The organism is Lysobacter capsici, from assembly GCF_014779555.2.
Classification (GTDB): domain Bacteria; phylum Pseudomonadota; class Gammaproteobacteria; order Xanthomonadales; family Xanthomonadaceae; genus Lysobacter; species Lysobacter capsici.
Map to the genome: position 1 here is coordinate 5,756,072 of NZ_CP094357.1, position 16,918 is coordinate 5,772,989.

At 68.5% G+C, this 16,918-nt stretch carries 18 protein-coding genes; 14 read left to right on the forward strand and 4 right to left on the reverse strand.

The annotated features are described in order from the left end of the window. Positions 1–15: 15 nt before the first annotated feature. Positions 16–558 (reverse strand): gamma carbonic anhydrase family protein, encoded by a 543-nt coding sequence (locus IEQ11_RS23665; protein ID WP_036108115.1) that lies wholly within the window; start codon positions 556–558, stop codon positions 16–18. A 286-nt stretch (positions 559–844) separates the two neighbouring features. Here IEQ11_RS23665 and IEQ11_RS23670 point away from each other — a divergent pair, with 286 nt between their 5' ends. From IEQ11_RS23670 to xth, 4 genes are all read left to right on the forward strand, one after another. Next, on the forward strand, positions 845–2,272 hold the full coding sequence (locus tag IEQ11_RS23670; protein WP_191822005.1) for a coniferyl aldehyde dehydrogenase: 1,428 nt from the start codon (positions 845–847) through the stop codon (positions 2,270–2,272). Positions 2,273–2,775: 503 nt separating this feature from the next. Then, positions 2,776–4,038 carry a hypothetical protein gene (locus tag IEQ11_RS23675; RefSeq protein ID WP_191822007.1) on the forward strand — a complete coding sequence of 421 codons (1,263 nt, stop codon included), beginning with the start codon at positions 2,776–2,778 and terminating at the stop codon, positions 4,036–4,038. Beyond that, on the forward strand, positions 4,035–5,270 hold the full coding sequence (locus IEQ11_RS23680; RefSeq protein WP_191822008.1) for a hypothetical protein: 1,236 nt from the start codon (positions 4,035–4,037) through the stop codon (positions 5,268–5,270). Before IEQ11_RS23675 ends, IEQ11_RS23680 begins: the two co-directional genes overlap by 4 nt. A gap of 28 nt (positions 5,271–5,298) precedes the next feature. Further along, a complete protein-coding gene (gene xth, locus IEQ11_RS23685) occupies positions 5,299–6,069 on the forward strand; it encodes an exodeoxyribonuclease III (RefSeq protein WP_036107988.1) in 771 nt (256 codons plus the stop codon). 396 nt (positions 6,070–6,465) lie between these two features. Here xth and IEQ11_RS23690 read toward each other — a convergent pair whose 3' ends face one another. Together IEQ11_RS23690 and IEQ11_RS23695 are read right to left on the reverse strand one after the other, a co-directional pair. Then, a complete protein-coding gene (locus IEQ11_RS23690; RefSeq protein ID WP_036107986.1) occupies positions 6,466–6,741 on the reverse strand; it encodes a GlsB/YeaQ/YmgE family stress response membrane protein in 276 nt (91 codons plus the stop codon). Between the two features lie 319 nt (positions 6,742–7,060). Then, complete coding sequence (locus IEQ11_RS23695) at positions 7,061–8,461, reverse strand: AMP-binding protein (RefSeq protein ID WP_191822009.1); 1,401 nt, start codon at positions 8,459–8,461, stop codon at positions 7,061–7,063. 218 nt (positions 8,462–8,679) lie between these two features. On the opposite strand from IEQ11_RS23695, the gene IEQ11_RS23700 reads away from it, so the two are divergent. The 8 genes from IEQ11_RS23700 (at position 8,680) to IEQ11_RS23735 (ending at position 15,527) form a co-directional block, all read left to right on the forward strand. Next, positions 8,680–9,303 carry a 4'-phosphopantetheinyl transferase family protein gene (locus IEQ11_RS23700; protein ID WP_191822010.1) on the forward strand — a complete coding sequence of 208 codons (624 nt, stop codon included), beginning with the start codon at positions 8,680–8,682 and terminating at the stop codon, positions 9,301–9,303. A 159-nt stretch (positions 9,304–9,462) separates the two neighbouring features. Further along, positions 9,463–10,128, forward strand: coding sequence for a 16S rRNA (guanine(527)-N(7))-methyltransferase RsmG (gene rsmG / locus IEQ11_RS23705; protein ID WP_191822011.1), 666 nt, complete (start codon positions 9,463–9,465; stop codon positions 10,126–10,128). 189 nt (positions 10,129–10,317) lie between these two features. Beyond that, complete coding sequence (locus IEQ11_RS23710; RefSeq protein ID WP_057922956.1) at positions 10,318–11,136, forward strand: ParA family protein; 819 nt, start codon at positions 10,318–10,320, stop codon at positions 11,134–11,136. Further along, positions 11,133–12,050, forward strand: coding sequence for a ParB/RepB/Spo0J family partition protein (locus tag IEQ11_RS23715; protein WP_036107971.1), 918 nt, complete (start codon positions 11,133–11,135; stop codon positions 12,048–12,050). The genes IEQ11_RS23710 and IEQ11_RS23715 overlap by 4 nt, the downstream gene beginning before the upstream one ends. Before the next feature lie 387 nt (positions 12,051–12,437). Then, positions 12,438–12,869, forward strand: a complete 432-nt coding sequence (locus IEQ11_RS23720) for a hypothetical protein (RefSeq protein WP_036107968.1) — start codon at positions 12,438–12,440, stop codon at positions 12,867–12,869. A gap of 295 nt (positions 12,870–13,164) precedes the next feature. Next, positions 13,165–14,130, forward strand: coding sequence for an NAD-dependent epimerase/dehydratase family protein (locus IEQ11_RS23725; protein ID WP_191822012.1), 966 nt, complete (start codon positions 13,165–13,167; stop codon positions 14,128–14,130). A gap of 325 nt (positions 14,131–14,455) precedes the next feature. After that, entirely contained in the window at positions 14,456–15,181 is a 726-nt protein-coding gene (locus IEQ11_RS23730; protein WP_046658280.1) for a glycosyltransferase family 2 protein, read from the forward strand. Positions 15,182–15,191: 10 nt separating this feature from the next. Further along, positions 15,192–15,527, forward strand: coding sequence for a lipid-A-disaccharide synthase N-terminal domain-containing protein (locus tag IEQ11_RS23735; protein ID WP_036107957.1), 336 nt, complete (start codon positions 15,192–15,194; stop codon positions 15,525–15,527). Positions 15,528–15,551: 24 nt separating this feature from the next. Here the strand turns inward: IEQ11_RS23735 and IEQ11_RS23740 are convergent, their stop codons facing one another. After that, positions 15,552–15,947: a GFA family protein gene (locus IEQ11_RS23740; RefSeq protein WP_191822013.1), complete on the reverse strand. Its 396-nt coding sequence runs from the start codon at positions 15,945–15,947 to the stop codon at positions 15,552–15,554. 331 nt (positions 15,948–16,278) lie between these two features. On the opposite strand from IEQ11_RS23740, the gene rpmB reads away from it, so the two are divergent. Both rpmB and rpmG read left to right on the forward strand, forming a co-directional pair. Next, complete coding sequence (gene rpmB, locus IEQ11_RS23745) at positions 16,279–16,515, forward strand: 50S ribosomal protein L28 (RefSeq protein WP_036107951.1); 237 nt, start codon at positions 16,279–16,281, stop codon at positions 16,513–16,515. Between the two features lie 13 nt (positions 16,516–16,528). Then, on the forward strand, positions 16,529–16,693 hold the full coding sequence (gene rpmG / locus IEQ11_RS23750; RefSeq protein WP_031370656.1) for a 50S ribosomal protein L33: 165 nt from the start codon (positions 16,529–16,531) through the stop codon (positions 16,691–16,693). Positions 16,694–16,918 lie beyond the last annotated feature (225 nt).

Genomic DNA, 16,918 nt, shown 5'->3' on the forward strand with positions numbered 1-16,918 from the left:
GCCACCGGGCCATGGCTAGCCCGGCGTCATGCCCAGGTAACGGTCCTTCAGGCGCACATAGTGCTGCGCGCTGTATTGCAATTGCTCGATCTCGCGCTCGCTGAGCGTGCGCGCCAGCCGGGCCGGATTGCCGACCCACAGCTCGCCCTCGCCGACCACCTTGCCCGGCGCGATCACCGCGCCGGCGCCGACGAAGCCGAAACGCGAGACGCGGGCGCCGTCGAGAATCTTCGCGCCCATGCCGATCAGGGCGAATTCGTCGATGGTGCAGGCGTGGACGATGGCGCCGTGGCCGATGGTCACGTCGTTGGCGATCACCGTCGGCAGACCGCCGGGACGGGTGAACGGACCTTCGTGGGTGACATGCACGATGGTGCCATCCTGCACATTGGTGCGCGCGCCGATGACGATCGAATTGACGTCGCCGCGGACCACGCAGCCGGGCCAGATCGACACATCGTCGCCCAGGGTGACCGCGCCGATGACGGTCGCGGCGGGATCGACGTAGACGCGTTCGCCCAGGCTGGGGAAGGCATCGAGATAAGGACGTAGGCTCATGCCGCTAGTGTAAGCGGTGAGGCGCGACGCGCGTCGCCGCGAACGGCAGTCGACACGCAGGGCAAGCCGGTCCGCGTCGGCCGCGCCGCGCATCGGCGCGGCTTGACGGCGAAACCCGGGACGTTCGTGGCGGGGTATCAGACCGGCTGCGTCCGCCGCGATCGCGACATGCACGGCCGCCTCCGCCCCGCCGCCCGCACAACGGCCGCCGCGCCCCCCTCGCCTGACCTCTGCCGCCCCACCGCCGGCACACTTCCGTGCGGCGCGGGCGACTACACTGCGGCGTATGGACATCCTCGCCGACACGCCCGTGACCGACCTGCCCGCGACTCGCGAACGCCTGCGCACCGCCTGGCAGGCCCGCAAGCCCGACCTGGCCCAGCGCCGCGCCGACCTGATCCGCCTGCGCGACGCGTTCCGCGCCCGCGTGCCGCAGATGGACGCGGCGATCCGCGCCGACTTCGGCCACCGCTCCAGCCACGAGAATCTGCTGTCCGAAGCGATGATCACCCTGGCCGAGATCGACCACGCGATCAGCCACCTGCGCCGCTGGACGCGTCCGCGCGGCGCCTCGGTCGGCTGGCGCTTCTGGCCGGCGCGCGCGGAAATCCGGCCCGAGCCGGTCGGCGTGGTCGGCATCCTGTCGCCGTGGAATTACCCGGTGAACCTGGCCCTGGTGCCGGTCGTCTCGGCGATCGCCGCCGGCAACCACGTCTTCCTCAAGCCGTCCGAGCACACCCCGCGCACCTCGCAGTTCCTGCGCGAATTGCTGGCCGACGTATTCCCCGAAGACCGCGTCGCGGTCGCGCTGGGCGGAGCGGAGGTCGGCGCGGCGTTCTCGGCGCTGCCGTTCGACCATCTGCTGTTCACCGGCTCGACCGCGGTCGGGCGCAAGGTCATGGCCGCGGCCGCGCCGCACCTGACCCCGGTGACCCTGGAACTGGGCGGCAAGGCGCCGGCGCTGATCTGCGCCGACTACCCGATCGACCTGGCCGCCGCGCGCATCGCCAGCGGCAAGTGGTTCAACGCCGGCCAGACCTGCATCGGCGTGGACTATGTGCTGGTCGACGCCGCGCGCCGCGACGAACTGGTCGCCGCGCTGCAGAAGCAATTGCGCGAGCGCTACGGCGACCTGCACGCGCCGCAGGACTACACCCGCATCATCAACGCCAGCCAGTACGCGCGCCTGTCGGGTTATCTGGACGACGCGCGCAACCGCGGCCTGCAGGTGATCGAACCGTTCGCCGATCCGGCTCTGCGCGAACAGCGTCAAGCCGAACGCATCTTCCCGCCGGCGCTGGTGATCGATCCCGATCCCGACGCGCAGGTCATGCAGCACGAAATCTTCGGCCCGATCCTGCCGGTGCTGTCCTATCGCACCCTCGATGAAGCCATCGCCCGCATCAACGCGCTCGACCGGCCGCTGGCGCTGTATCCGTTCGGCAACGACCGCGCGCAGATCGAGAAGATCCTCGCCAACACCCTGTCCGGCGGCGTCACCGTCAACGACACCCTGCTGCACTTCGGCGTCCACGACCTGCCGTTCGGCGGCATCGGCCCCAGCGGCATCGGCGCGATCCACGGCCGCAACGGCTTCGACACTTTCAGCAAGCTGCTGCCGGTGTTCCATCAGCGCCGGCTGGTCGCCAGCGATCTGCTCAAGCCGCCGTACAAGGGCACCATCGACAAGATGATCCGCTGGCTGGCGAAATAATCACCACGGTTCGGCCGGCATCGAGCGCGCGTGGCGATGCCCGCGCGCGATGCGACGATCCACCGCAGCGGCCCGATCGATGCCACGCGGATGCACACCACAAAGCCGCCGCGCGAACCGACCCGCATCGGCCCACGCAGCACGGCGAATCCGGCTTTTGCCCACTTTGAAAAAGGGGGCAGCATTCGCGCAGCGAATGCGGGGGATTTGCTTTTGCTCTTGATCTTGCTGCGACACGGACCGGCCCAAACAAAACAGCTAAATCCGCTTTGCCTTTTTCAACCGCCGGACCGGCAACAGCCAAAGCCCCACGCTTAAATCCAGGCGAATCGATGCGATGATCCGTCCGCCGGCCTCAACCCCGGCCACCGACACTGCACGAGACGCATGCCATGGCCGGCCCACCCTCGCTTCCACCACAATCGCTTCCTCCCGAGCCGCTTTCACAACAGCCGCTCCCGCCGGGCCCAACTCCCGCGCCCGCGGCGCGATCGGACTGGCGCGTGTTCTGGTACTCGCTGGCGGTCTATCCGATCGCCGCGGCGCTGTGGCTGCTGTGGATCACGCGCACCTACGGCACCGCCGAGGCCGGCGTGTTCGACTACCTCGACGCGCTCCTGACCAGCCTGGCGGTGGCCGCGGTGCTGCCGGTGCCGGTGCTGATCTGGGGCGCGTACATGCGCAAACCGCTGCAGGCGCTGGCCGGCCTCGCCTTCGGCGCGATCGCGGCGGTGATCGCGTTGCCGCTGAGCATGGAACTGGTCGGCAGCCGCCGCTACGGCCAGTTCGAACACGACAAGGCCCAGTTCGCCGCGTTCGAACAGACCGTGCGCGGCGGCGATCGCGCGCGCATCCGCGCGCAGCTGCGCGCGTTGCCGGGCGGTTTCAGCGCGCCGCGCGCGCTGTGCGGGCTCGGCGGCGGCGCCACCTACACCTTCGAACGCTGGCTGTGGTTCAACGATCACGCTTACGGCAAGCCGCTGCCGAGCGAGGACCTGCACACCGCCGCGACCGCGGTGGTCGAAGGCGATTGGCCGCGCGCGGAGAAACAGGCCGCGCTGCTGACCGTGCTGCGCTACCTGCTCGATCGCGAGGAAACCGCGCGCTTCCCGGCCTGGGCGCGGCTGTGGCGAGCGACCCTGGAGCAGCCCGATGCAGCGGCCGCGACGCTGACCGCTCCGGCTTACAAAGGCGATTACGGCGGCTGCGATCTCGGCGATCCGGCCGATCCGGTGTTCCGGCGCTGGCACGACGAAGGCCTGCGCATGTGGATGCAGGCCGGCTTCGTTTTCGCCGACGACCAGCACCGCCCGGCCCTGCGCGCGGTGCGTTCCAAGGCCATGCTCGATGCCTTGTTCGCCGCCGACCCGAGCTTCGCGAAATTGCTCCGCAGCGAGCATTACCTCGGCCAGGAAGCGTTGTCGGCGCAGGCCGACGAGCTGTCCGCGCGACTGGATCGCAGCGCCAATCCGGGCGAATTGGCCGACCTGGTCGAAGCACTGGCCAAGGCCAGCGTCGATCCGACCTTGTCCGTATCCGGCGTATCGCCGTGCCGACGCTTCGACCAGACCGAAGCGCAGCGCGACGCGATCAAGGACGCGCCGCAACGTCGCGCGGCCGCCGCGCGCATCCGCGCCGCGTTGTGTCCGGCCGGTTCGAAGCCTTCGGTCGCGAAGCTCCGGCAAGCCGAGGCAAAGGCCGAATCGGCCGCGACGCCAGACGACGCGACGCAGCAGGCAGCAACGCAGCCGGCGCCGCAGCCATGAACTCGCCCGCGCCGCCCGCACCCGCGCCGCTGCTGAAACTCACCGGCAGGCAGATCTTCGCGCTGTGCCTGATCGTGGTCGCGATCGGCAGTTGGGTCGTGCTCGAACTGCTCGCCGACGCCGACTACCCCGCCGGCCAGCGACGTTTCATGAGCGTGTTGTGCATCGCTGGCAGCGCGTTCGCGGCCCTGGTGACCGGCGTATTGGCGCGTCGCATCGGCGCGGCGCTGCTGGGCTGGGCGCTCGGGCTGATGCTCGGCATCGGCGGTCACTACCTCGTTACCCAGATGGCGGCGCAATCGGCGCGGCAACTGCAAACCGCGCGCCACGACGCGATCGAGCGGCTGTTGCGCGACGCCGCGACCAAGCGCGAACCAGCGGCGCTCGGCGCGAGCATGAAGAACCTGCCGCTGTCGGTGCCCGGCGTGTTCTGCGTGCTGGCCGATCTGGACAGCGGCGAATCGGCCCCGGCCTACGCGCCGGCCGAACCGATATCGACCGACACGTTGATGCACCTGGGCGCCGGCGTGGCCGCGGCCGGCGATCGCGCCGCGACCCTGGCGCAGCGGCAACTGGCCCTGCGCTATCTGCTGTCGGTGCTGATCGATCGCAACGAGCCCGCGCGCCTGCCGCAATGGCTGGAGCTGTGGCGGCGCAACCAGCCCGGCGGCCGCGCCGATGCGGTCGAACTGGTCGACGACGTCGGTTGGGATTCACCGGAAAACTGCCCGAACAACACCGGCGCCGACGACCTGGGCGAGGTGTTCCGCGCCTGGGGCATCGACGGCCTGCGCACCTGGCGCCAGGCCGGCTTCCGCTTCACCGCGCGGCAGCAATACCAGTTGCTCCAGTACGTGGTCGACGCGCGGTCGCTGGACCAGTTCGTCGCCGCCGGCGTCGACGTCAACGCCTCGCCTTACCCCGGCGCCGGCCCGGTGCCGCAGAACGCGTTGCTGTGGCACGCCGAACAACTCGGACAGCGCCTGGCCGCGGCCGAAGCGGATATCGCATTCGGCATGGACCTCGACCTGATCGCCGCATTCGTGCGTCATGGAGCGGACCTGCGCTCGCGCGACGAGCACGGCCGCGACGCCTGCGCGCTGTTGAACGATGGCCTGAAATCCGCGCCCGATCGCGTGCCCGTCCACCCGCAGGTCGCGCAGGCGCGGACGCTGCTGTGCCGCGCGCCGGGAGGTCCGCCGGCAAAAACGCCCGCCGCGTCCCCGCCATGAACGCGCCGCGCCGGCTACACTCACGCCCATGAAAATCGTCAGCTGGAACGTCAACTCCCTCAACGTGCGCCTGCCGCACCTGGAACAGTGGCTGGCCGGGTTCGCGCCGGACATCGTCGCGCTGCAGGAAACCAAGCTCGAGGACCCGCGCTTTCCCGATACCGCGCTCAGCGCGGCCGGTTATCGCAGCGTGTTCGCCGGGCAGAAGACCTACAACGGCGTCGCCATCGTCTCGCGCGAGAACGCGCAGGACGTGCAGATCGGCATCCCCGGGTTCGACGACGAGCAAAAGCGCGTCATCGCCGCCACCGTCGGCGGCCTGCGCATCGTCAACCTGTACGTGGTCAACGGCCAGGATGTGGGCACCGACAAATACGCCTACAAGCTGCGCTGGCTGGACGCGGTGCATGCGTGGATCGAACAGGAAATCCGCCAGTATCCGGACCTGATCGTGCTCGGCGATTTCAACATCGCCCCGGAAGCGCGCGACACCCACGATCCGGCGGTGTGGAACGAGGACCACATCCTGACCTCGACCGCCGAACGCGACGCCTTGCAGCGCTTGCTGTCGCTCGGGCTGCACGACGCCTATCGACTGCACAATCAGGAAGAAGGCCAGTTCTCGTGGTGGGATTACCGCCAGGCCGGCTTCCGCCGCAACCTGGGCCTGCGCATCGACCTGACCCTGATTTCCGAATCGCTGCGCGGCCGCTGCGTGGCCGCGGGCATCGACCGAGAGCCGCGTACCTGGGACCGGCCGAGCGATCATGCGCCGGCTTGGGTGGAGTTGGCGGGTTGAGGCTTGCTATGTGTTGACGCTTGCGACGTGCTGATAGGGCTCAACTGGATTGGGCCGTTTGCCCTGAAGTTTTTGCTTTTGCTCGTCATTCCCGCGAAGGCGGGAATCCAGTGACTTCAGGCGCTCTCGCACGAAAGTCGCTGGATTCCCGCGTTCGCGGGAATGACGCTATGGAGAGATGACGCTGAAGTCTCTGGATTCCCGCCTTCGCGGGAATGACGGCGTGGAGACATGGCGCTAAAGGCTCTGGATGTTCCGCTTCGCGGAAGCAAAGCAGAGCCCGCTTTCGCGTGAATGACGTCCTTGAAAGATTTCGCCACCCCAGCAACACAAAAGGCCCGGCAATCGCCGGGCCTTTCGCTTCTAATCGTTCAACAACGCAAACCGAAGATGCGCTCAGCGCACCCGGCCGCGGCGGAACAGGTTCACGATCGCCAGCAGCACGACCGCGCCGACCAAGGACAGCACCAAGCCGCCGAGGCTGAAACTGCCGCTGTTGATGGTGCCCGCGCCGATGCCGAGCACGCCGCCGAGCCAACCGCCCAGGAACGCGCCGACGATGCCGACGATGATGTTGAGGAACACGCCCTGCTGACCATCGGTCCTCATGATCATGCTGGCGATCCAACCGATGACGCCGCCTACGACCAGCCAAATGATGATACCGAGCATGTGCGTCCTCCTGGCAATCTGATGATGTCGAAACGTTGCGCGGTTAAGCGCGTCGTCTTGCCCTGACAGGGCGAGCGCAGTCTGGATCGCGCTGCGTGACGACAGCGTAAGAAAAACCCGGGATTGCGCGATGCATCGCAGGATGAATCAGTCACGATTCGCAGGCGTACGCACAAGGCCTGCGCGGACACGCACAACGGCTTCACACAACCCGTGACCAGACGTTTGCTTCCGTGATGCGACGGCTACGCAGCGACTACGACGCCGCGAAGAGACGATTGGGTGAAGAACCCGGCCGGCAAAAATCCGCCGCGTCGTCTTACTCGACGCTGGAGTCGGTGTCGGCGTGCAGCATCGCTTCGAGCGCATGCCGCGGCAGCTTGCCGGTTTCGTTGCGCGGCAATGCATTCACCCGCCGCAACGGCCGCGGCAGGAACACCGGATCGATGCTCTGGCGCAGCGCGTGGAGGATTTGCGGCTCGCTCAGCGTCGGCGCGACCACCAGCGCGGCGATGCGGCGCACGCCAAAGGCGTCGGCGGCATCGAGCTGGAACACCACGCCGTCGACGACGCCGTCGATCGCCAGCAGCTTGCGGGTCAGATCGCCGAGCGAGGCGCGCTTGCCGGCGATTTCCAGCAGATCCGCGCTGCGTCCGCGCAGCACGAAACGGCCGTCGGCCTCGACTTCCATCAGATCGGCCAGCACCACCGGTTCGGGCAGGTGCGGGGCGTGAATCGCGGTGCCGTCGGGTTGCGGGCATACGCGCACGCCGGGCAACGGCGTCCACGCGCTTTCGCGGGCGGTGCGGCGGCGCGCGAACACGCAGGTTTCGGTGGAACCGAACACTTCGCGCACTTCGCAGCGGTAGCGCGCTTCGGCCAGCTGCGCCAGTTCGGCCGGCAACGGCGCGGTCGCAGAGACGATGCCGGCCAGCGCCGGCAGTTCGATCCCGGATTCGACCAGCGCGCGCAGATGCACCGGCGTGGTCACCAGCAGCGGCGGGGTCGGCGCATCGCTCAAGGCGCGCGCGACATCGCCGGGGAAAAACGGGCGCTGCGCGTGGACCGCGACCGGCCCGAGCAAGGGCAGCAGCACCGACATCTCCATGCCGTACATGTGCTGCGGCGGCACGGTCGCGACCAGAAAGGTGACCTCGTCGTCGCGCAGCAGATCGCCGAGCGCGGCCAGGTTCTGCGCGGTGCTGGTGCGGAACGCCTGCCAGGTCTTCGGATTGGGCTTGGGTTGGCCGGTGCTGCCGGAGGTGAAGCCGATCGCCAACAGCGCCCGCGCATCGACCTGCAAGGGTTCGCCGTCCTGTTCGGCCAGCGTGGGCGGCAATTGCAGATAGCGCGGCGGCGCCGGGTCGAGCGCCTCGTCGCCGATGCAGTAACTGTCGGGATAGCGCGCCAACACATCCTCGACCACCGCCGGCGCGCGCGAGGACGGCAGCAGATTGGTCTGACCGCGCAAGGCCACCGCGCACAGCGCGACCAGGAAGCGATAACGGTTTTCGCACAGGTTCACCGCGTGCTGCGCCGGCGGCAGCGCGGCCGCCAGCGCGCGCACTTCGCGTTCGAAACGGGCCCGTTCGACGATGCCGTCGGCGCCGAACGCGAGCGCGCGCCGCGAAGCGCCGGCCACGAGGGCGAATACGTCGGCCTCGGGCGAGGCAAGATCCTGGCTGAGCGCGTTCTGGCTCGGATCGAAAACCGCTGACATCAAGTATTTATCCCGCGGCCCTGGCCGCTTGCCGTGTATCGCAACTTGCTCCGGTCCAGCTGATCGCAGGCTGACGGCCGATGCCGCCGCGCCCGCGCGCGCTGCCCAGAACGCCGCGCCCCCGCGCTACGTTCGTGGTCCGATCGCGTATCAACCAACCCGCCCCAAGGGTTTAGCTTACGCTGAGCGGCCCGGCGCCCGCCAAGAATCGCTCGTTCATGTCCCTGTCCGGCCGTTCACCTTTCTCCGCCGATGCGATCCACGAATCCGACGATGGCGCGGTGCGCTGGACCGGCTTGGCGCATGCGCACGGGCAACCGGCCGAACCCGAAGCGCGGCGCTGGCTGGCCGCGCAGCTGCGCGATCCGGACCTGTCGCTGTGGCGTGACGAACGCCAGCGCCCGCACCTGAGCCCGCCGCACCAGGACTACGACTGCAACTGGAGCCACAGCGGCGAGCGCCTGCTGGTCGCGCTGGCGCCGCGGGCGCGGGTCGGGGTCGATCTGGAGCGATTGCAGCGCCGGCCGCGCGCGATCCAGATCGCACAGCGCTACTTCACCGCCGCCGAAACCGCATGGCTGGCCGCGCATCCCGACCTGGACCGCGCCTTCCTGCGCCTGTGGTGCGCCAAGGAAGCGGTGCTCAAGGCGCACGGGCACGGGCTGTCGTTCGGCCTGGAGAAACTGCGTTTCGCCGAACACGACGGCGCCTTGCGCCTGATCGAATGCGACCCGGCCCTGGGCAAGCCGGCGCAATGGCGACTGAGCGAAATCGCGCCCGAGCCGGGCTACCTGGGCGCGCTGGCATGGCGCCCGCACGAAAACCCCGGTGCCTCCCTGTAGGAGCGGCGCAAGCCGCGACCGCGAAACCGCGACGACGACGCAAACGACATCACGACGCTTGCAACCCGCACCGAATCAAACGCCGCGTCGCGCCGCTACGCACCCGCCATCCATCCCGCCCCAACCAATCGCCCCCACGCGATCGGCGATAATCCCCGAATGAACGCCCCCATTTCCCTGCCGCCCGCGCTGCGCGCCGATCTCGAATCCGGCCTGTCCGCGCTCGCGCTCGACCCGGCCCTGGCCGCGCCGCTGCTGGACTACCTGGCCCTGCTCGCGCGCTGGAACCGCACCTACAACCTCACCGCCGTGCGCGACCCGCACGAGATGGTCGGCAAGCACCTGCTCGATTCGCTGGCCATGCACCGCTACGTCGACGGCCTGGCGCAGCGCGGCGGCGCCCTGGCCGACCTGGGCACCGGCGCCGGCCTGCCCGGCATTCCGCTGGCGATCGTCAAACCCGGCCTGCGCGTGACCCTGGTCGAGAGCAACGGCAAGAAGGCGCGCTTCATGCGCGAAGCATTGCGCCAGCTCGGCCTGAAGGACGCGCGCGTGGCCGAATCGCGGATCGAGGCGTTCGCCGAACCCGGCGCCTTCGATGCCATCACCGCGCGCGCCCTGGCGACCTTGCCGCTGATCCTCGAACTCGGCGGCCACCTGCTCAAGCCCGGCGGGGTGCTGCTGGCGATGAAGGGCCAGCGCCCGGACGAGGAAATCGCCGCGCTGCCGGACGGCTGGGAAGTGCGCGCGGTCGAAGCGCTGCAGGTGCCCGGGCTGGTCGGCGAGCGCCACATGGTGACCGTCGGCCGCCGCGGCGAAGGCTGAGCGGGGCGTTCGCGCCGGGCGAGTACCATACGCCGGCCCGCCCGAGCGTCTGTCGCCGGGCGTCTTGACGGCCCGCCGCCCCTCGCGCAAGCGCGGGGCAGCCGGCGCGGGCATAATCCCCAGTCCGGCCGGCGCCAGGCGCCGTCCGCTTTCTTTCGTCATCACACCGAACAGCAGGGGACGAGCCGCATGGCCCGCATCATCGCCGTCGCCAACCAGAAGGGCGGGGTCGGCAAGACCACCACCGCGGTCAATCTGGCCGCCGCGCTCGCACGTACGCCCAAGAAGGTGCTGCTCGTCGACCTGGACCCGCAGGGCAACGCGACCATGGGCAGCGGCATCGACAAGCGCCAGCTGGAGAATTCGGTGTGCGACGTGCTGCTCGGCGAGGCCGACGCGGCCGCGACGATCGTGCGCACGCAGGAGGATTTCGACCTGCTGCCCGGCAACATCGACCTGACCGCGGCCGAAATCAGCCTGATGAACCAGGACGAGCGCGAGCAGCGGCTCAAGCGCGCGCTGGCGCCGCTGCGCGGCAGCTACGACTTCATCCTGATCGACTGCCCGCCGGCGCTGTCGCTGCTGACCTTGAACGCGCTGACCGCGGCCGACTCGATCATCGTGCCGATGCAGTGCGAGTACTACGCCCTGGAAGGCCTGAGCGCGCTGGTCGACACGATCGAGGCGCTCAAGGCCAACCTCAATCCTTCACTGGAAATCGAAGGCGTGCTGCGCACCATGTTCGACGTGCGCAACAACCTCGCCAACGCCGTGTCGGCCGACCTGACCACCCACTTCGGCGACCGCGTGTTCCGCACCATCGTGCCGCGCAACGTGCGCCTGGCCGAAGCGCCGAGCTACGGCCAGAGCATCGTCGGCTACGACAAGGCCAGCCGCGGCGGCATCGCCTACATGGGCCTGGCCGGCGAAGTGCTGCGCCGCCAGCGCGAACGCGACCAGGCCGCCAAGGCCGGCGCGCGCCCCGCCAGCGCGGAGACCGCGGCATGAGCAATCCCGCCAAGAAGCGCGGCCTGGGCCGCGGCCTGGAAGCCCTGCTTGGCCCGAAGGCCGCCGCCGAGGCGCCGGCCCTGGTCGAGGCCCAGCCCGGCGACCTGCTGCGCAACCTGCCGGTCGATTCGCTGAGCGCGGGCAAGTACCAGCCGCGCAAGCACTGGGACGAAGCCAAGCTGGCCGAGCTGGCCGAATCGATCAAGGCCCAGGGCGTGATCCAGCCCATCGTGGTGCGCGAGATCGGCGAGCGCGGCGGCAAGACCTACGAAATCATCGCCGGCGAACGCCGCTGGCGCGCCTCGCGACTGGCCGGGCTGAGCACGATCCCGGTGGTGATCCGCGAAGTCGACGACCGCACCGTGGTCGCGATGGCGCTGATCGAGAACATCCAGCGCGAGGACCTCAACCCGCTGGAAGAAGCGCAGGCGCTCAGCCGCCTGATCGACGAATTCGACCTGACCCACGCCCAGGCCGCCGAAGCGGTCGGCCGGTCGCGCGCGGCGGTGTCCAACCTGCTGCGCCTGCTGGAACTGCCGGCCGAAATCCGGGTGCTGGTGGAAACCCGCGCGCTGGAAATGGGCCATGCGCGCGCATTGCTGACCTTGGCGCCGCAGGCCGCGATCGCGGTCGCGCGCCAGGCCGCCGAGGCCGGCTGGTCGGTGCGCGAAGTCGAGCATCGGGTGCAGCAGCTGGCCGCCGGCAAGATCCCGGTCGCCGGCAAGCCCAAGCCGGCCAAGGCCAAGCCGCAGGCCGACATCGCCACGCTCGAGCGCGAACTGTCCGAATCGCTGAACACCAAGGTCAACGTCCTGCACGGCCGCGCCGGCAAGGGCCGGCTGGTGATCCATTACAGCGATCTGGATTCGCTGGAAGGCGTGCTGGAAAAGCTGCGCGGCAAAGCGGTCGACTGAGTCCGCCCGAGGCTCCGATGCGGCCGGGACGAGCGCGTCGCGACCGGAGCCCCATCCGTACCTCGCGCGGCGATCGCCTGTTTCGTCGCGGCAAGTGTTGGCATGACGGCCAGGCCGTTCGAGAGCGCGACGTCAGCCCCGACGCGCTGCGATCGGCCGCCTTCGCCCCAAGTCCAGAGCACCGGCTCGACTGATCCGCACTAGCCTGTCGTCGCCCGCCCTGCGCGGGTCGCCCGGAGCCGTCCTGTGACGTCCCGCCCGGGTGCCTGGGGATATTCCACTAAACTGTCGCATTCGATCTCGTTACTGCGCCTGCCGGGCTTGCTCCGGCCGGGCGCGAAACGTCGTCGCCGCAAACGATCCACACCACCGATAAGGAGATTGCACATGAAATGGTTGGCCGCCGCCGCATTGATGCTGGCACCGGTTATGGCTTCGGCGCAGACCGGGTCCTGCCCGGAACTGAAGAATCCGGAGTTGAAGTGGAGCCAGCGCCAGGGCGCGAACTACACGATCTGCTACCTGGAGCTGCCGTCCAGCCTGGGCTCGGGCAGCGGCTTCGGCGTCTACCTGGGCAATCGCACTTTCAAGCCGAACAAGAAGGCGCGCGCCGAGAAGGGCACGGTGGGCAGCCAGCAGGTGCAGTGGTTCAAGAAGCAGACCGTCAACAACGCGCGTCCCTATTCGCGCGAAGCGCTGGTCAACCTGCCGGGCGACAAGCCCAAGAGCAAGGTGCGGATCTACACCTGGATCGATGCGGCCACCGCCGAGCAGCTGGACGAAGCCTTCGGCCTGGCGCGCCAGGTCGCGGTGCAGTAAATCGGCACGCGCCGGATCGGCATGCCGTAATGGGCATGCGGTAAACCGGTCGAGCGGCGACGGACGCATTACGCGGACCGTCGCCGCGACCCGGCGACATTGCCCCAGCCTCAGGACCGTGCGCATCCGCAACGGGTCGACCCGCTCGACCGGTTGTGGTCCGGAGACAGCGCCGCGAACCCCTGTTCCCGCCCCGATCCTCGCGCTCCCCGCGGAGCGCGCATCCGTGGATCGATGCAGCCAATGCAATCGAACTGAGCGACACTTTGCGCATCCTCAGCCAGCGTCCCCTCGCATGACCCTGCTAGTCACCGGCGCGGCCGGCTTCATCGGCGCGAACGTCTGCCGCGCCCTGCGCGCGCAGGGTCGCGATGTCGTCGGTCTCGACAACTACAACGATTACTACGACCCCCAGCTCAAGCGCGATCGCGTGCAGGCGCTATGCGCGGACGTGGACATCCGCGCGCTCGACCTGGGCGACCGCGACGGCCTGGCCGCGCTGTTCGACGAATTCGCCTTCGACCGGGTCGTCCACCTGGCCGCGCAGGCCGGCGTGCGCTATTCGCTGAGCAACCCGCATGCCTATGTCGACAGCAACCTGGTCGGCTTCGTCAACCTGCTCGAGCTGTGCCGCCATCGCGGCGTGCAGCATCTGGCCTATGCCAGTTCCTCGTCGGTGTACGGCGACTCGGCCAAACCGCCGTTCTCGGAAGACCAGCGCATCGACCAGCCGCGCTCGCTGTACGCGGCGACCAAGGCCGCCAACGAACTGATGGCGCACACCTACGCGCACTTGTACGGCCTGCGTTCGACCGGTCTGCGCTTCTTCACCGTCTACGGCCCCTGGGGCCGGCCGGACATGGCGCCGTTGCTGTTCTCGCGCGCGGTGCTCGCCGGCCGCCCGATCGACGTGTTCAACCACGGCAAGATGCGCCGCGACTTCACCTACATCGACGACATCGTCGCCGGGGTGATCGGCGCCTTGGACCATCCGCCCGAACAGGAACCGCCGCACCGGGTGTTCAACCTGGGCAACCACACCCCGGTCGAGCTGGAACGCTTCATCCAGGTCATCGCCGACGCCGCCGGCCGCCCGGCCGAAAAGATCTACAAGCCGATGCAGCCCGGCGACATGATCGAAACCATGGCCGACACCTCGCGCGCCCAGGCCGCGTTAGGGTTCGAGCCGACGACCGCGATCGAACAGGGCTTGCCGCGGGTGGTCGCGTGGTGCCGCGACTATTTCGGCGACGATGCCTGACATTCGCGACCATTACAGCGAAGTATCCCGCCCCGAACCCCGCCCGCCGACGCCGTCGCATGCCCTCGGGCACCGACAATCCACGCCGTCGGCGATCACGCCCAACACCCGCGCCTTCATGATCGCTGGCCGAACGCCGGAGCCCCGGCCGTTCACGTCAGCGCGGCCGCGGCTTAAGCTGCCGGTGTTTTTCGCCGGCGGCGACCGAACCTCGCCCGCGAACCCTGTGCCGCCACTGCCCCGGATGCGCCGCGCCGGCCTGTCCATCACTCCACGCTGACCAAGCCCCGGGCTGAAATACCCGCATTCCTCGCGAACCCCATCGATGACTCAATCCCCACACCTCTCCGTCGTCGTGCCTGTGTTCAACGAACAGGACAACGTCGCGCCCCTGATCCAGGAAATCGTCACCGCGCTGCGCGGGGTGACCGATTTCGAGATCGTCTATGTGGACGACCATTCGCGCGATGGCACCCTGGCGGCACTCGAAGCGCTCAAGGCCGGCGTGCCCGAGTTGCGCGTGCTGCACCACGTGACCCAGAGCGGCCAGAGCACCGCGGTGCGCAACGGGGTCAAGGCCGCGCGCGGCGCCTGGATCGCGACCCTCGACGGCGATGGCCAGAACGACCCGGCCGACATCCCCAAGCTGCTGGCCAAGCGCGCCGAATCGGCCAGCGACGTGCGCCTGTTCGCCGGCTGGCGGGTCAACCGCCAGGACTCGGGCAGCAAGCGCTGGGCCTCGAAATGGGCCAATGCGATCCGCCGCCGCATGCTGCGCGACGACACCCCCGACACCGGCTGCGGCATCAAGCTGTTCGAACGCGCCGCGTTCCTGGAACTGCCCTACTTCGACCACATGCACCGCTATCTGCCGGCGCTGATGCAGCGCGCCGGATGGAAGACACTGAGCGTGCCGGTCAATCACCGCCAGCGCAGCACCGGCGTGTCCAAGTACAACAACCTCAACCGTGCCCTGGTCGGCATCAGCGATCTGCGCGGGGTGGCCTGGCTGATCCGCCGCGGCAAGCTGACCCAGATCGTCGAACGCTGAGGTCGCCGCCATGGACTTCATGAATTCGCCGATCGAGTGGCTGACCTGGACCGGCCTGCACATGTCGCCGTGGAAGCTGATCGGCCTGGTCGGCGCGCTGATGTTCGGCGGCCGCTGGCTGGTCCAGTTCATCGCCAGCAAGCGCCAGGGCAAGCCGGTGATCCCGCGCGCGTTCTGGTACATGAGCCTGGTCGGCAGCGTCATGACCCTGAGTTACTTCGTGTTTTCGCAGAAGCAGGACTCGGTCGGGGTGATCCAGAACCTGTTCCCGGCCTTCACCGCCGCCTACAGCCTGTACCTGGACATCAAGCACCGCGGCTGGCACCGCGACCGCGCCAGCCACTGAGGCGCGGGCCGGGCGCCGGCCGGATCAGTCGATGATCTCGCAGCCTTGCGGCATCTGGATCCAGCGCGAGCGCCGGCCGTCGTAGACCGATACCCCCGGCGGCGGGAAGTCCGGCTCGGCGAAGGCGCCGACCGCGACCGTGACGAACGCCTCCAGCCCTTCGGCCCGCCAGTAGACGGTCGAGCCGCAGTTCGGGCAGAAGCCGAACCGGGCCGAACTGCCGCTATCGCCTCGTCGCACGTATTCGCGCGACTCGCCCGTGATGGTCACCGCCTCGCGCGGAAACCGCGCCTGCCAGCCGAACGCGCTGCCGGTGCGGCGGCGGCAACACAGGCAATGGCAGACCGAAACCCGCACCGGCTCGCCTTCGCAGGTCAGGCTTAACTGGCCGCAATCGCAGGATGCAGTGCGACGGCTCATGTGGATCTCCTTGCAAGGGCGCGAGTGGATGCCGGGACTGGATAAGGGTTCGCGGCCTGCCTGGGAGAATATCGCGCCCTCCCCGCCGACCGTTCCGAGTCGTGATCGCCAAGTGCTTGTTCCGGCTTGGATTTACCGGCATAATTCGCGGCTCGCTGCGTCCGGCTGCTCTTAGGGGCATCACCGGGCGGCCCCGGAAGCGCGATTCCGGACCGCCACGTGCGGCGTGAATTCCTTACCTGTATCGCGCGGTGCCTGCCTTCGAAAGAGCGCGGTGCCGGGGCCGCCGCCTCCCTGGCCAAGGGAAGCAAGACTCCTTTCGAGGTGCGTAATGTCCCGCGTATGCCAAGTAACGGGCAAGCGAACGACGACCGGCAACAACGTCTCGCATGCCATGAACAAGACCCGCCGCCGTTTCATGCCCAACCTGCACGAGCGCCGCTTCTGGGTCGCCAGTGAGAACCGTTGGGTGAAGCTGCGTGTTTCCGCCAATGCCCTGCGCACCATCGACAAGAACGGTATCGATTCCGTCCTCGCCGAACTCCGCGCACGCGGCGAAAAGATCTGAGGAGGATCGAACCATGGCTTCCAAGCGCGACAAGATCCGCCTGATCTCGACGGCGAACACCGGTCACTTCTACACGACCGACAAGAACAAGAAGAACACCCCGGCGAAGATGGAGGTCAAGAAGTACGACCCCGTCGTCCGCAAGCACGTGATCTACAAGGAAGGCAAGATCAAGTGACGTCTTGGCCCGTTCGCGCATGGCGCGAACGGCTTTGCCAAGGCGTCATCCCCGCGAAAGCGGGGATCCAGCGCCTTCAGAAGCGAACCCGCCTACATGGCGGGTTTTCTTTTGCGCGAAGGTTTTTGCTGAGGATCGATGCGCTCAGGACCGATGCGAAGACACCCGCATGGCGAAGCGAACATGCGCGCCAATCATGCCCACTTTGAAAAAGGGGGCGAGCGG